13 protein-coding genes are annotated in these 14143 nt (G+C 71.3%); 6 read left to right on the forward strand and 7 right to left on the reverse strand.

Annotated features, from left to right (window positions below; all coding sequences use genetic code 11):
• Positions 1-180 precede the first annotated feature (180 nt).
• Positions 181-1386 (reverse strand): erythromycin esterase family protein, encoded by a 1206-nt coding sequence (locus LUU90_RS11645; protein WP_275003589.1) that lies wholly within the window; start codon positions 1384-1386, stop codon positions 181-183.
• 58 nt (positions 1387-1444) lie between these two features.
• Here LUU90_RS11645 and LUU90_RS11650 point away from each other — a divergent pair, with 58 nt between their 5' ends.
• A complete protein-coding gene (locus LUU90_RS11650; RefSeq protein WP_275003590.1) occupies positions 1445-2194 on the forward strand; it encodes a TioE family transcriptional regulator in 750 nt (249 codons plus the stop codon).
• On the opposite strand, the gene LUU90_RS11655 is transcribed toward LUU90_RS11650, so the two are convergent.
• The gene (locus LUU90_RS11655; protein WP_275003591.1) at positions 2191-3165 is read right to left on the reverse strand and encodes a phosphotransferase family protein; all 975 of its coding nucleotides are present in this window, start codon (positions 3163-3165) and stop codon (positions 2191-2193) included. The genes LUU90_RS11650 and LUU90_RS11655 overlap by 4 nt on opposite strands.
• A gap of 136 nt (positions 3166-3301) precedes the next feature.
• On the opposite strand from LUU90_RS11655, the gene LUU90_RS11660 reads away from it, so the two are divergent.
• Complete coding sequence (locus LUU90_RS11660; RefSeq protein ID WP_275003592.1) at positions 3302-4366, forward strand: hypothetical protein; 1065 nt, start codon at positions 3302-3304, stop codon at positions 4364-4366.
• On the opposite strand, the gene LUU90_RS11665 is transcribed toward LUU90_RS11660, so the two are convergent.
• From LUU90_RS11665 to LUU90_RS11680, 4 genes are all read right to left on the reverse strand, one after another.
• Positions 4357-5577: an RNA polymerase sigma factor gene (locus LUU90_RS11665; protein WP_275003593.1), complete on the reverse strand. Its 1221-nt coding sequence runs from the start codon at positions 5575-5577 to the stop codon at positions 4357-4359. The two genes, LUU90_RS11660 and LUU90_RS11665, sit on opposite strands and share 10 nt — an antisense overlap.
• 14 nt (positions 5578-5591) lie before the next feature.
• The gene (locus tag LUU90_RS11670; protein WP_275003594.1) at positions 5592-6008 is read right to left on the reverse strand and encodes a YciI family protein; all 417 of its coding nucleotides are present in this window, start codon (positions 6006-6008) and stop codon (positions 5592-5594) included.
• Between the two features lie 146 nt (positions 6009-6154).
• Positions 6155-7618 (reverse strand): tyrosine-type recombinase/integrase, encoded by a 1464-nt coding sequence (locus LUU90_RS11675; RefSeq protein ID WP_275003595.1) that lies wholly within the window; start codon positions 7616-7618, stop codon positions 6155-6157.
• 31 nt (positions 7619-7649) lie between these two features.
• Positions 7650-8909, reverse strand: coding sequence for an MFS transporter (locus LUU90_RS11680; RefSeq protein ID WP_275003596.1), 1260 nt, complete (start codon positions 8907-8909; stop codon positions 7650-7652).
• A gap of 115 nt (positions 8910-9024) precedes the next feature.
• Between LUU90_RS11680 and LUU90_RS11685 the strand changes: the two genes are divergently transcribed.
• A complete protein-coding gene (locus LUU90_RS11685; RefSeq protein ID WP_275003597.1) occupies positions 9025-9912 on the forward strand; it encodes a winged helix-turn-helix transcriptional regulator in 888 nt (295 codons plus the stop codon).
• Between the two features lie 32 nt (positions 9913-9944).
• On the opposite strand, the gene LUU90_RS11690 is transcribed toward LUU90_RS11685, so the two are convergent.
• Positions 9945-10649, reverse strand: coding sequence for a LysE family translocator (locus LUU90_RS11690; RefSeq protein WP_275003598.1), 705 nt, complete (start codon positions 10647-10649; stop codon positions 9945-9947).
• Between the two features lie 95 nt (positions 10650-10744).
• Between LUU90_RS11690 and galE the strand changes: the two genes are divergently transcribed.
• From galE to LUU90_RS11705, 3 genes are all read left to right on the forward strand, one after another.
• Entirely contained in the window at positions 10745-11767 is a 1023-nt protein-coding gene (galE, locus tag LUU90_RS11695; protein ID WP_275003599.1) for a UDP-glucose 4-epimerase GalE, read from the forward strand.
• Positions 11768-12096: 329 nt separating this feature from the next.
• Entirely contained in the window at positions 12097-13167 is a 1071-nt protein-coding gene (locus LUU90_RS11700; protein ID WP_275003600.1) for a glycosyltransferase family 2 protein, read from the forward strand.
• A gap of 228 nt (positions 13168-13395) precedes the next feature.
• Complete coding sequence (locus tag LUU90_RS11705) at positions 13396-14139, forward strand: response regulator transcription factor (RefSeq protein ID WP_275003601.1); 744 nt, start codon at positions 13396-13398, stop codon at positions 14137-14139.
• The last annotated feature ends 4 nt before the right edge of the window (positions 14140-14143 follow it).

The following is a 14143-nucleotide window of genomic DNA, read 5'->3' on the forward strand; positions in this document are numbered from 1 at the left end:
ACAAAGTACGCACCCGCTTTCCTGAAGCGGGTGCGCACGACTGCTTTCACACCGGCTGAGCCGCTAGATATCGCCGATCCGACCGCCTCTGAGTAGCACTACTCATTCCGTCAGTGAGCAGATAGTGAGCGCTGGTGACGCCGCCAGCCACGACGGCCGACGCCGCGCGACACCCCCCCGCTACGGCTGCTCCGCATCCTTGACGAAGACGATGCCGTCAGTGCGTGCGAGGTGTGCCGGGTCGAGCGGGGCGTAACCGAACCAGGGGGACACACGGGCCTCCGGCCGGGCTTCCCCGAGTGCGCACGCCAGCCGTCCGGCGTCGACGAGGTGGTGATCTCCGGGGAGTGCGTACAGCATGCCTTCGACGGTGTCCGACGGCGGCGTGTCGACCCCCTGGTGTCGGATGGTGCCGACCGCCGTGGCCACGACCGCATACTGCGCACCGAGCTCGGCGTCGACAAGAGCCCCGGCGCCCCACCACTCCAGCCTCGGATGGTCCCACATGCGCATGGTGCTCAGGCCCCGCTGCAGGTGGCTGTTGTGGGCGTTCACCAGCACCGTGCCCCGCTCGGCGGCCGCGAGCAGGTTGGCCGCCATCATCGCGTCCCGCACCCCGAGCAGCCAGGTCATGCGGCCCGGACCCGGGTCGGCCATCCAGAAGTGGTACCGCAGCAGCCCGGTAGCGGTGCGCCCGTACAACCGTGCCCGCTCCCAGTCCGTGGTTGAGGACTCCGCGACCAGCTGGGGCGCCCGCGCGCCGAGCAGTGCCACGAGGTCGCCGGCGAGCAGCCGCAGCTCCCTGGCCTCGGCGGACTGCCCGACGGACCGGCTCGGATCCATCATCGCGGCGGGCTCGGTCCACCGGTCGTCGGCGCCGATCAAGCTCTCGAGGACGTCGCCGGTGCAGGGGAGCAGATCCTTGTCCACCCGGGCCGCCAGGTAGCCGTGCAGCCCGAGGAGAGCCTCCCGGGGGCTTGCCGCACCCGTGATCTCCAGCGGTCCGTCGATGCCGGCGAACCGGAGCCGGTCGGACGCCGGCCGGCCCTCGTTGTAGCCGCGCATCCAGCGCACCAGCTCGCGGTTGCCGGGGAACGCGCCCCACTCGTGACTGAAGCCGTGCGTCATGACCTCGTCGAGGTCACCCTCGCCCGTGGCGACGTAGTCGTCCACGAGCAGGCCCGCCAGACAGCTGCTCTCGAGGGCGATCGTCCGATAGCCCTCCTGCTCGACGAGCTGCTGGAACAGCTCGTTGCGCACCGCGAGCAGGGTCTCCTCGCCGTGGGTCGGCTCACCCAGCCCGAGAATGCGCGGCCGGGTGGGCAGCAGTCGCATGACCGCCGCGGAGTCGACGGGATACCTGATCTCCTGGATGCCTGTCGCCATTCCCTCAAAGGTATCGTTGAAGGCCCGGTTGAAACTTGCTGTTGAGATGGGTGCACAGATGGATCCAGAGCCTCAAACCAGGACGCGGCTACGACCGGTCGATCTGGCGCGCGAGCACGGTCTGTCCACCCAGGCGGTCCGGAACTACGAGGACGCGGGCATCCTCCCGGCAGCGGCACGGACACCGCACGGCTACCGCGTGTACGGCACGACGCATGCGCGCGCCCTGCGCGCGTTCCTCGCCCTGATACCCGGCCACGGCCACCAGACGGCGACAGCGATCATGCGGGCACTGCACGACGACGCCGAGGCCGACGCCTACCGCCTCATCGACGAGAGCCACGCCCAGCTCCTCGAGGACCGCCGCACCCTCCATGCGGTGGAGGCAGCGCTCCGCGGCCTCGAACCCGCACCCGATCCTGGGTCCGCGCCCCGCAGGTCCGCGCCCGCCGACACGTTCATCGGGCCGCTCGCAGCGAAGCTCGGCATCCGGCCCGCGACGCTGCGGGCCTGGGAGCGTGCCGGGATCGTGCGTCCGCGCCGGGACGCACAGACGGGCTACCGCGTCTACGACGAGGCGGCCGTGCGCGACGCGAAGCTCGCCCACCAGCTCCGGCGTGGCGGCTACCTGCTGGAGCAGATCGCCCCGCTGATCGCTCAGGTGCGCTCGGCCGGGGGAGTGGAACCCCTCGAGGCCACGCTGCGCGACTGGCACGGCAGGTTGGCGGCCCGCGGACGGGCGATGCTGGCCGGCGCCGGCGCGCTGGAGATGTACCTCCGCGCCCGGGACCAGGGCCGAGTCTCCTAGATGTGTGCGCCCGGGCGAAGCGCGTTCAGCTCGTCGAGGGCGCGATCACCGCGCCTGACCACCTCAGGAACGGCATCGTGCCGCCCGTCACGGACGGGGATCTCGAGCATGTGGAGGATGTGCGCCGCTACGAGCACCGCCGCCCCTTCCCAGCCGACCAGGTCGAGGATCCTCGTCCACAGCCGCCCTCGGACGTCGTCCAGCAGCGGGTCCCGGAAGGCGTACCACAGGAGGTTGGTGAGATCGGTCGCCCGCGTGCCGCTCCCCGCGTTCCCGATGTCCACGACCGCCACCACCGCTCCGTCACGGACCAGGATGTTGCCGGGGGTCGCGAGATCGGCATGGACCATGTCCGGCGCCTCCGGTGGCGGCGGGATGTCGGCACACATGAGCCGCAGGCGCTCGACCAGGGCCGACACGTCACAGGAGTACCCCGGGAGCCTCGCCACGGACTGGCGGAGGAGCGCCTGCTCCGGTGTCTCGTCGGGGTCCGGCCCGCCGACGGCCGATTCCCGACCGGTGGCGACCCGCCAGGCGTACGACCAGTGGTCGTAGGGCTCCGAGGCCTGGCCGGCCTGGAGCTCGATGATCTCCATCAGCTGCTCGACGAGGGACGGCGTCAGCTCTGCGGCGGGAGCCGCGTCGACGAGGTCCATGAGGTGCCATACGTGAGCGGCGGTGGCCCCCACCCCGAGCCAGGCCGGAGTGGGATAGCCGCGCCCACGCATGTGCTCGACCACGCGCTGAGCTCGCAACGTCTCGTCCAGATGCCCGCGGTGTGCCCGGGGCGCCACCTTGAGCACCGCGTCTGCCCTTCCGTCCAGCTGGACGCGCACGGCACCCCCGTTGACGCCTCCGGGTAAGCGGTCGAGATGAGTGACCTCCGCGCCGACCACCTTGGCCACGTCGCGCAGGACCTCGGCCGGCAGCTCTTCGGGGCGGGTCTCCTGGTTCATCGGCTCGCGGGTCATCGGCTCACGGTCGCGACGGCGGGAGCGCAGCACATGCACAGCATGGTACGGCTCAGCACGATCTCCCCCGCGCGGGGGACCGGATTCCCCCGCGCACGGGAGCAACATACGTGGGCCGCGCGTCAGGCTCGCTGACATGGACATGAGATCGAGCCTCCACCAGCACGCCCCGGCGCGGGACCAGACCGAGAACCCGCCGACGTCCGCGCTGCTGCGCTGGGCTCTGCCCGCTGCCTGCCTCCTGGCCGGCGGCGCCCTGGCCGCCATCGGGCTCGCCGACGTCCCCGACCCTGTCGAGGTCCCCGTCGCGCCGCGCTGGTTCGCCGCCGTGCTGGCACTTGTCACGGCGGTACTCACGCTGCCCACCGGACGGCCTGCCTCGCGCCGGCGCACGACCGTGGCCGCCGTGACGGGGGCCGGGATGCTGAGCGCGAGCCTGCCCGCCGTCCCGCACTCCGTGCTGATGCTCGTGGTCACCGCCCTCAGCCAGGTGACCGGGGCCGAGGGCGGCTTCGAGACGGAGATCCCGTGGGCCGCCGTGGCCACACACCTGGCGGTCACCGCCACCGGGATCCTGCTGGCTCTCTGGGCAGTGGTGCAGCACCGGGTGCGTCTCGGACGGTGCGCGTGGTGCGGGCGGCTGGACGCCGAGCCACCCGCCGTCGGCGTCCGGACCCGGCGGGCACTGCGCTGGCTGGCGGTCGTCGCCGTCGCGGCAGCCCTGCCGTACACCGCGCTGAAGCTCGCCTGGGGCCTCGGCTCCCGGATCGGTGCGGTCGGCGACTCGTTCGACGGCGTCACGCTCGCCACTCCCGGGTACGGCGACACGGTGCTGCTGGGTGCCTTGGCCGTCTTCGTCTCGGTGGTGATGGGCGCCGGCGTCATGCCAAGGACCGCCGGGCAGAAGGTGCTGCACCTGGTCAGCGCGACGTTCGGGACGATCGGCTCCCTCATGCTGCTGCCCGTCAGCGTGGTCGGCGTGGTGATGATGGTGGTCGCGCCCCCGGCGTCGGGCGGCGAGATCGCACCCTGGATCTTCACCCTGGTCTATGTCGGCTTCATCGTGTGGGGGCTGTCCCTCGCCCCGCTCACCGCCCTGTACCTGCGGGCGACCCGGCAGACCTGCCGTCGGCACCGGCCGGGGACGGTCGCCGGTCGGGCATCCGGTCGGGCATCCGCTCAGCAACCCGTTCAGGCCTGAGCAGCCGCCCGCAGCCGTGCCGCCTGCTTGATGAGGTGGGTGTGCTCCGGCAGGCTCGTGGCCCGGCCCGCAGCCGTCGTGTAGTGCTCGATCGCCAGGGCGACGTCGCCGGCGCGCTCGTACAGGTGGGCCGCCACGGCGTCCCACCGCGCGAGCTTGGGGTCGAGGTCGGCCAGGACGGCGAGACCCGCTCGCGGACCGTCCACCTGGCCGACGGCGACCGCGCGGTTGAGCGCGACGACGGGGCTGTCCGTGAGCCGGGTCAGCTCGTCGTACCACTCGAGGATCTGCGGCCAGTCGGTCTCCTCGGCGGTGGGTGCGTCGTCGTGGAGCGCGGCGATCGCAGCCTGCGCCTGGTACTGCCCCAGCACGTCGCGGGCGAGCGCCGCCTGCAGGACCTCGACACCCTCGCTGATCATCGACGTGTCCCACCGCGAGCGGTCCTGCTCGTCCAGGGGCACCAGCTCGTTCGAGGCGGTGTACCGGGCGTCCCGCCGGGCGTGGTGCAGCAGCATCAGGGCGAGCAGGCCGGCGATCTCCGGATCCCCTGAGCCTGCGGGCTCCGGGGAGACAGACCTGGCACCTGCGGTCTCCGTGCCGGCGCGTGGCGTGGTCGCCGCGGCGAGCTGGCGCGTCAGCCGGATCGCCTCGTCGGCGAGGGAGATCTCGCCGGTGAACCCCTCGTTGAAGATCAGGTACAGAACGTGCAGCACCGCGCGGACGTCACCCGGCGTGTCGAACCGCTCACCGGTGATCGTGCGCTTGGCGCGGGAGATGCGTTGCGCCATGGTGGACTCGGGCACCATGAAGGCGCGCCCGATCTGCGCGGTCGTGAGCCCGCCGACGGCCCGGAGCGTCAGCGCGATGGCGGACGCCGGGCTGAGGGCCGGATGGCAGCACCGGCTCAGCAGGAGCAGCGTGTCGTCCGCCTGTTCGGTGGGCCCGGGCGGGGGTTCGTCGTGGACCCGTTCCTCGCGCCGTCGTCGGGCCGCCTCGGCGCGCTGCGCGTCGATCAGCTTGCGGCCGGCGACCCGCAGGAGCCACGCCTTCGGCTCGTCCGGAGGGCTGTCGGGCCAGTGGCGCACCGCCTCGATCAGCGCCTCCTGCACGGCGTCCTCGGCCGTCGCGAAGTCTGCTCCGCGACGGACGAGGACGCCCAGGACCTGCGGCGCCAGCGTACGGATCAGCTCGTTCACCTGGTCCTCGTGCATGCTGGTGTCCTGATCTACTCGGTCGTGCCCTGCAGCTCGGCGAAGAACGGCCGCACCTCGAGCCACTCGTAGATCGGACGCCCGCCCTGGCCGGGCGCCGCGGAGAGCTCCGCGGCGGCCTCGTAGGCCCGCTCCTGGGACTCGACGTCGATGATCATGAAGCCCGCGATGAGGTCCTTGGTCTCCGCGAACGGGCCGTCCGTCACCGGCGGACGGCCCTCGCCGTCGTACCGGACGAACGTGCCCTCCGGCGAGAGCGCGCCCTCGCTGACGAACTCGCCACGTTCCCTCAGCCTCTCGGCGAACTGGCTCATGTAATCGATGTGCGCCGTGATCTCCTCGGGCGTCCACTGGTCCATCATCACCTCGGTACCGGGCACGGGCTTGGGGCCGTTGTGCCGGTAGTGCTTGAGCAGCAGGTACTTCGCCATGGTTCTCTCCCTGGTCATGGGCCCGTCGCCGGACCCGTGCGGTCGGGGGCGCGGTGGGCGCCCTCGACCCTGGGACGGAGCCGTCCGCGTGTTCTCGACATCAGCATCCCGGATGCGCGGGAACTGTTCACGAGAACGGTGCCAGGTCAGCCGGCCGCCCGTGCCCGCGCCACCCCGATCGGGGTGACGTCCGGGGTGCCCGTGTCCGCGCGCGTTTCGGGCACGACGGCGGTCGCCTGGAACGCCGCGCTCATCGTGTCGCCCAACGCGTCGAGGTCGTCCTCGAACAGGCCCGCGTACGTCGAGAGCGTGAGCACCGGCGACTCGTGCCCCAGCATGCGCTGCACCGCCTTGACCGTGGCCCCGCCGGAGATGGCGAGCGACGCGGCGGTGTGGCGCAGGTCGTGCAGGGTGAGCGTGTCGAAGTCCTCCGCACCAGGCCCGAGAGTCGTGTTCGACAGCGCCGTGAGCAGCCTGGTGCGGCTCACCTTCTCGCCGCGCGTCGTGCCGTCCGTGTGCCCGTCCCGGCGTGCCCGGTCGGCGGCGACCACGAGGGTCCAGGTCGCCGGGTGGCAGACGCCGGTGGGCTCCAGCCCGCCGGCGGACTGAGCGCGTCGGACCGCGGCGGCCACGCCGTCGTCGTACAGCCCGGAGACCGGCAGGTCCAGGGCCTCACGCAGCGTGCGGACGGCGCGCCCGGCCGCCAGGACCGCGGGCCGGAACGCCGACCGGTCGAAGCTCTCCCGGCGCAGTGGACCGCCGCGCGTCCCGGTGAACAGCAGGTCGGTGGGCGCCCGGCCGGCGGCCTGTGCGGCGACGGCCTCGACGAGGGTCGCGGGCAGGGGGACCTCGCGCCGGGCGTGGGTCTTGGTGTCGCCGAGCAGGAGGGTGCCGTCGTCGAGGCGGGTGTACGCCTTGGTGACGTGCACGCGGCGGCGCAGCGGGTCGACGTCGCCCACCGTGAGGGCACTGACCTCGCCCCACCGCAGCCCGGTCAGGGCGGTCAGCAGGACGAGCGTACGGGTCTGGGGCGACCGGGCGGCGTCCGCCACCCGGCGCAGCTGCTCGTGGGAGAGGTAGCGGTGCGGCTTGGTCTTCGGCGCGCGCGGTAGGGCGGGCACCTTGCCCGACGGCGTCCGTGCGGGGTTGGTGCGCAGGCGCCGGGCGTCGACGGCGGCGTCGAGCAGGGCCACCAGCAGGCGCGCGGCGTCCCTGCGCCGGGCCGGTGAGGCGGTCTGCCCGGTGGTGGGGGAGGTCATGGTGGCGGCCCAGCGCGCGACGTCCTCATGGCTGACCTGCCGCAGCGGCCGGTCGCCGAACGCGGGGGCGACCAGGGAGCGGAAGCGCTCGCGCTCCGCCTCGAGGGTGCGGGGCGCTCGATCGACGCGAGACTCCTGCCAGATCGTGAACCACTCGGCGACCGTGGCCCGGCCCGCGGCGGGGTCCACCCACTCGGCGTGCTTGCCGGCCTCCTCCTGGCGCCGCGCCTCCGCGAGCGCCTCCCGCTTGACGGTGAAGCGGCGGGTGCTGCGCAGGCGTCCGTCGACCCGGAAGCGGCCGACGTAGCCGGTGCGGCCCTGGGAGTCGGTGCGCTGCTCGGTGTAGGCCACAGGGGAAGCGTAGTGGCGGCGTCCGGTGCGGTCACGGCTGCCGCGCTGCCGTGTGGTCGTCCAGGTCGTGGTCCTCCAGGTTCCGCAGCCGTCGGACGGGACCGGCCATGAGGATCGCGGGGGCGGCGAGCAGCACGAAGGCGGAGCCCAGGAGCACGGCGCGGGTTCCCGCGGCCTCGGCGAGCGCACCGGCCAGCAGGCCGCCGAGCGGGATACAGCCCCAGGACACGAACCGCACGGTGCCCATGACGCGGGACAGGAGCTCGGGCGGGCTCGCCACCTGCCGGTAGGTCCGGGTGACCACACTGCCTGGGACCACGCTGGCCGCGAAGACGGCGTTGCCGACAGCGAAGCAGGCCCAGCCCCAGTGGCCGGTACCTGCGGGCAGGAGCAGCGCTCCCGCGAATCCGAGGAACCCCACGTGCAGCACGACTCGGGCGGAGCCGACGCGCCGGACGAGCCAGGGTGTGGCGCCGGCGGCGAGCAGTGCGCCGAGCCCACTCGTCGCCAGCAGCAGCCCGACGACGGCTGCCGGCGCGTGCAGCTCTCGGACCAGGTAGATCGCGAAGAGGGCGTGCTGCGCGCCGCAGACGGTGTTGACGACGCATGCCCACCAGGTGCACGGCGCCATGACGGGGTGCGCGGTGACGAACCGCCAGCCCTCGGCGATCCTGCGGTGCACGGGTGTCGGATCGTCCGCGCCCGGCTGGCTCCGTTCGGGCAGGGTGCGCAGCAGGGCGGCGGAGGCGACGTAGGACACCGCGTCGAGCAGCAGTGCGGGCACGGCGCCGGCGAGCTGGACCACCAGCCCGCCGAGCGAAGGGCCGCCGAGCTCGGTGACGGCGTGGGTCCCTGACATGAGGGAGTTGCGGCCGGTGAGCTGGTCGCGGGGCACCACGGAGGTGATGAACGTCGTGTTGGCGCTGAAGAAGATCACCTCGGCGAAGTTCAGCGTCAAGGCCACCAGGAACAGCTGCGCCAGGGTCAGGTGTCCGGCCCACCACGTCAGCGGGACGGACAGGATCGCCGCGGCCCGCACGAGGTCGGTGACGACCTGGGTGGCGCGCAGCGGCCAGCGCTGCACGATGGCGCCGGCCGGTAGCCCGATGACTGTCCAGGCCAGGTAGGAGGCCGCGGCCAGGAGGCCGGTCTCGAACGGTCCGGCGTCGAGCACGAGCACGGCGGTCAGGGGCAGGGCGATCGTGGTGACCGCCGAACCCATGTTGCTGGTGGTCGTGGCCGCCCAGTAGGTCCAGAAGCTGCGGGTCGCGGTCGGGGCCGTCGTCGTCATGGTGTGCCTCCACGGGAATAGTCAGTTCCAGACTGGAACTGACTGGCGGTAGAGTGGCAGACGACGGGGCGCGGGAGCAACGCGGCGGAGCACCGGCGTACGAGAGGATGACCGCATGCGCAAGGAAGACCTGGCTGACGCCGACTGCGGCATCGCGCAGTCGCTCGGCATCGTGGGCGACTGGCAGAGCCTGCTGATCGTGCGTGAGGCGGCCGCCGGCGTCTCACGCTTCGAGGCGTTCACGCACGAGCTCGGGCTCAGCAGACGCGCCCTGACGGAGCGGCTGGGCCGGCTGGTCGAGGACGGGGTCCTGGAGCGGGTGCAGTACTCCGAGCACCCACCCCGGTTCGACTACCGGCTCACCCGGCGCGGCGAGGGCCTCGTCCCGGTGCTCGTCGCGTTGCAGGAGTGGGGGACACGCTTCGTGATGGGCGACGGCACCGTCTCAGGGGCCGTTGGTGACGCCGAGGCACGCCGCGTGCACGGCCTGCTCGGTACGGGCGTGCCGGACGTGGCGCTGACGGCGCACGACGGGAGCACGGTCACCCTCGCCGACCCCGACCGGTGGACCGTGCTGTTCTTCTTCCCCGGCGCCTACGCCCCCGAGACGAACGGCTACCCCGACGGCTGGGGCGACATACCCGGTACGCGCGGCTGCACGCTCGAGTGCCGTACCTACGCCGCCAGCAGCGCGGCACTCGCCGACGCCGGCGCGCGCGTGCTCGGGGTCTCCACGCAGCGGCCCGACCAGCTCGCCGCCTTCGCCGCGCACGCCGAGCTCCCCTACCGGCTGGCCTCCGACCAGGACGGCCTGGCCGCGTCCGCCCTGCGCCTGCCGGTGTTCCGAGCCGGCGGCACGGACCGGCTCAAACGGACCACGCTGCTGATCGCGCCCGACGGCACGGTGCGCCGCGTGCAGTCACCAGTGACGGATCCGGCAGGTTCCGTCGAGGAGATGCTCGCCGCACTCGTGTCCGAGAGCACCCCGGCCCGGCGCGGCTGAGTACGGCCAGGGCCGGCTATCGCCTCGCGTCGTCAGATCACGCGAGCCTGTCCGGTCAGGACGTTCCACCCGAGCCGTCCACCGAACGCGAGCAGCACCACCCCCGTCACCCGGTCGGTGACCCGCGCGATCGCGCGCCCGGACAGCCAACGCTTCGCCAGAGCGGCTACGTTGATCAGCAGAGCCAGCCACACGAACCCGAGGACGTCGTGCTCGATCGCGAGCAGCAGGCCCATGAGTAGGTGCGGCACGTCGTCGGGCAGGAACTGAGGGATGGTCGCGAGGTAGAAGACGCCCACCTTCGGGTTGAGCAGGTTCGTCGTGGCACCTACCGCGAACGAGCGCCACGCGGACCGCGACGCGGCCTGGTCGTCACCAGGGATGTCGGCGCCGGACCGCGCCTCGCGCCGCAGGGCGGCGGCGGGCAGCGCGTCGTAGCGGCCCGGGCGGAAGCTCGACCACAGCATGCGAGCGCCGAGCCACACGAGGTAGGCGGCACCGGCCAGCGTGAGCGCACGGTAGGCGGTCTCGGAGGCCGCGAGCACGGCCGTCGCGCCGACGGCGGCGGCCACGCCCCAGGCGAGGACGCCCGCGTTGATGCCGAGGGCCGTCGCGTAGGCGTGCCGGTTGCCGTGGACGACGGCGGTGCGCAGCACGAGCGCGCTGTCCAGGCCGGGCATGATCGTCAGGGGGATCGCGACAAGGGCGAACAGGAGCATGGCCTCGGGCACAGTCATGCGCGGGAGGCTACCGCTGCCGACCGGGATGGTGACGACGGGACGGTGACGACAGGAGTGGTCAACGGGCAGCGGCCACCCGGTAGTTTGAGACCATGCGCGTTCTCGTCTCGGGTGGAGCCGGCTACATCGGCTCGCACACCGTGCTCGCCCTGGTAGCCGCTGGTCACGACGTCCTGGTGGTCGACGACTTCTCCAACTCGAAGCCCTCGGTGCAAGGGCGCCTGGAGGCGCTCGCCGGCCGGTCGATCCCGATCCATGCGTTCAACCTGACCGACGTCGACAAGACCGAGGCGCTCTTCGCGCACGAGCAGATCGACGCCGTGATCCACTTCGCCGGGTACAAGGCGGTGGGGGAGTCGGTGTCGAAGCCGCTGGAGTACTACCGCAACAACCTGGACTCCACGTTCGCGCTGGCGACGTCGATGATGAAGTACGGCGTGACGAAGCTGGTGTTCTCGTCGTCGGCCACCGTGTACGGCGAGAAGGCTCCGGTGCCGTACCGGGAGGACTACGAGTACCTGTCCTCGTCGTCGCCGTACGGGCAGACAAAGGTGATGATCGAGCGGGTCCTGTCGGACATCGCGCAGATCTCCGAGGGCTGGAAGGTGGCGCTGCTGCGTTACTTCAACCCGGTGGGTGCGCACGAGAGCGGCGAGATCGGCGAGGACCCGCAGGGCGTCCCGAACAACCTGATGCCGTTCATCGCGCAGGTGGCCGTGGGGCGTCGGGACAAGCTCACCGTGTTCGGCAACGACTACCCGACGGCGGACGGCACCGCGGAGCGTGACTACCTGCACGTCACCGACCTCGCGGCCGGGCACGTGGCGGCGCTGGAGCACCTGGACGACATGGCCGAGCCGGCGCGTGCGTTCAACCTGGGCACGGGGACCGGCACGTCGGTGCTGGAGCTGCTGAAGGCGTTCGAGCGGGCGGTCGGCCGCGAGCTGCCCTACGAGATCGGGCCGCGCCGTGCCGGTGACCTGCCCGCGTTCTGGGCCGACCCGTCGCGGGCCAACACGGAGCTGGGCTGGCGCGCGACGAAGACGATCGACGACATGTGCGCCGACACCTGGCGCTGGCAGTCCAAGAACCCCCAGGGATTCCCGGACGCCTGACCCGGGTCTCTCCGCGGGGAGACGACCGGAACGAGCCGCTGCGGTGCCGCTGCGGCTCGTTCCGGTGTCATGAATATCTCTCGGCCGTAAAAGCGATCGACAGCTTTATCTGCAGAACCTCAAGATCCTCAAGAACCTCAAGATCCCGAAGGGCGATCTTGAGGACTCCTTGAGGATCTTCTGCTGAGCGTTGAGTTCTGGACCACACGCTGGAAGTGGTCATTCAGACACTCACGAGAGGCAGCGCCATGGCGGAGAGACAACGCTCCGAGAAGCGTTCCGGCGAATACGGTGCCGCGCACGATTCGGCCGTGGTCGCCAATGCCTCGGTGAGTATTTCGACCGGTCACCGCGTCGTGGTCCTGATCCCGGCACACAATGAGTCGGAAGGAATTACCGAGACCGTCACGGCACTGAGCCGCCAGACGCGGCTGCCCGACGAGATCATTGTCGTCTCCGACAACTCGAGCGACGACACGGCCGACCTCGCCGAGGGAGCCGGCGCCGACGTCACGGAGACGGTCGGGAACGAGTACAAGAAGGCCGGAGCCCTCAACCAGGCCCTGTCCGCGGTGCTTCCCCGACTTCAGGACGACGACTTCGTGCTGGTCCAGGACGCCGACAGCGTGCTGGACCCCGGGTTCATCGAGAGCGCGCTCTCGCACCTCGCCGCGGACGAGCGGCTCGGTGCCGTCGGGGGCGTGTTTCGTGGACAGGACGGCGGAGGGTTCATCGGTCATCTGCAGCGCAACGAGTACGCGCGATACGCCCGGGACGTGCGACGCCTCAAGGGGAAGTGCCTGGTCGTGACCGGCACCGCTGCGGTGTTCCGCGCCTCGACGCTGCGGCATGTGTCCTCCGCGAGGATGTCGCACGAGATCCCCGTCGGCGACGGGCGCGGCGGCATCTACGACACCACGGTGCTGACGGAGGACAACGAGATCTCGTTCGCCCTGATGCACCTCGGCTACAAGATCCTGTCACCCAAGGGGTGCACCCTGACGACGGAGGTGATGCCGACCTGGCGGGAGCTCTGGAACCAACGCCTCCGCTGGAAGCGCGGTGCGATCGAGAACTGTGTCCAGTACGGACTCACCCGTGTCACCGCGCCCTACTGGGCCCGACAGCTGGTGACCATGCTCGGAATCCTGGTGACCGTGGCGTACCTCGTGACGATCATCTGGTCACTCGTTGCGCTGGGGACACTCAACATCCAGCCGTTCTGGATGGCACTGACCGGCGTTTTTGTCGTAGAACGCATCATCACTCTGCGAGACCGAGGAATGGCCAGACAGATGATGGCAGCCACCCTTTACGAGCTGCCGTTCGACATATTTCTTCAGGTGTGCCATGGAAAGGCATACCTGGACTCTGCAACGAACCGAGAAAGGAGATGGTGACATGTATAACGGAGCAGCACTGAGCACACTCGGAGGTGGGGGCGCGGCAGCCCTGGCCGCCACCGGACCGGAGAACCTGCTGTGGCTCGCACTGGCGTCCTTCGCGCTGATCGCAGCCGGAGTGGCCGTTCGACGGGTCGTACCTCGCAGGGAAGCATGACTCACCGACGCCGCCGCGTCCGCCGCCTTGGGACGGCGGCGCGGCGGTGTCGTTGTTACGTTCGACAGATGGAGGAGACCTGGGGCCGAGGCATCGTGGTGGTCGTCGAGGACGACGAGGATGTCCGCGCACTCATCGAGGTCACGCTGCAGCAGGCCGGGTTCACCGTTCATACCGCGTCCACCGGAGCGCAGGGTGTGGCGCTGGTCAGGATCCACGAGCCCGTCGTGACGACCGTCGACGTCTCCCTGCCCGACATCGATGGGTTCGAGGTCGTGCGGCGGCTGCGGACCTTCTCCGACACGGTCGTCGTCATGCTCACCGGCCGGGCCGACGAACCCGACACCCTCATGGGTCTTGAGGCGGGCGCCGACGAGTACGTCACCAAGCCGTTCCGGCCCCGTGAGCTCCGGGCGCGTGTCGACGCGCTCCTGCGCCGTTCCGGCCGGATCGCGACATCGGCCCCGGAACAGCCCGCCGTGTCCGCGCCCGGTGTGGCTACCGGGGACCTCGAGCTCGACACCGCACGCCGCACGGTCCGCCTGGCGGGTGAGCTCGTCCAGCTCACCCGCACGGAGTTCGATCTCCTCGCCGCCCTCCACGGTGCACGCGGCCGGACCGTGGCCAAAGGCGACCTGGCGGCCCTGCTGTGGCCTGACCAGTACCGCTATGGAGGTCGGGTCACGGGGGCGGACCACCGTACGGTCGAGGTGCACGTGGCCAACGTCCGCCGCAAGCTCGGCGACAGCCCCACGAGCCCGCGCTTCATCCACACGGTCCGAGGGCTGGGGTACCGGTTCGTGGCCGCATGAGCCC

It is taken from the genome of Promicromonospora iranensis, assembly GCF_028994775.1.
Lineage (GTDB): Bacteria > Actinomycetota > Actinomycetes > Actinomycetales > Cellulomonadaceae > Promicromonospora > Promicromonospora iranensis_A.

Coding starts and splice junctions, on each gene's coding strand:
- LUU90_RS11645 (WP_275003589.1), bottom strand. CDS start 1,386: ATGGCGACAGGCATCCAGGAGATCAGGTATCCCGTCGACTCCGCGGCG.
- LUU90_RS11650 (WP_275003590.1), top strand. CDS start 1,445: ATGGATCCAGAGCCTCAAACCAGGACGCGGCTACGACCGGTCGATCTG.
- LUU90_RS11655 (WP_275003591.1), bottom strand. CDS start 3,165: ATGACCCGCGAGCCGATGAACCAGGAGACCCGCCCCGAAGAGCTGCCG.
- LUU90_RS11660 (WP_275003592.1), top strand. CDS start 3,302: ATGGACATGAGATCGAGCCTCCACCAGCACGCCCCGGCGCGGGACCAG.
- LUU90_RS11665 (WP_275003593.1), bottom strand. CDS start 5,577: ATGCACGAGGACCAGGTGAACGAGCTGATCCGTACGCTGGCGCCGCAG.
- LUU90_RS11670 (WP_275003594.1), bottom strand. CDS start 6,008: ATGGCGAAGTACCTGCTGCTCAAGCACTACCGGCACAACGGCCCCAAG.
- LUU90_RS11680 (WP_275003596.1), bottom strand. CDS start 8,909: ATGACGACGACGGCCCCGACCGCGACCCGCAGCTTCTGGACCTACTGG.
- LUU90_RS11685 (WP_275003597.1), top strand. CDS start 9,025: ATGCGCAAGGAAGACCTGGCTGACGCCGACTGCGGCATCGCGCAGTCG.
- LUU90_RS11690 (WP_275003598.1), bottom strand. CDS start 10,649: ATGACTGTGCCCGAGGCCATGCTCCTGTTCGCCCTTGTCGCGATCCCC.
- galE (WP_275003599.1), top strand. CDS start 10,745: ATGCGCGTTCTCGTCTCGGGTGGAGCCGGCTACATCGGCTCGCACACC.
- LUU90_RS11705 (WP_275003601.1), top strand. CDS start 13,396: ATGGAGGAGACCTGGGGCCGAGGCATCGTGGTGGTCGTCGAGGACGAC.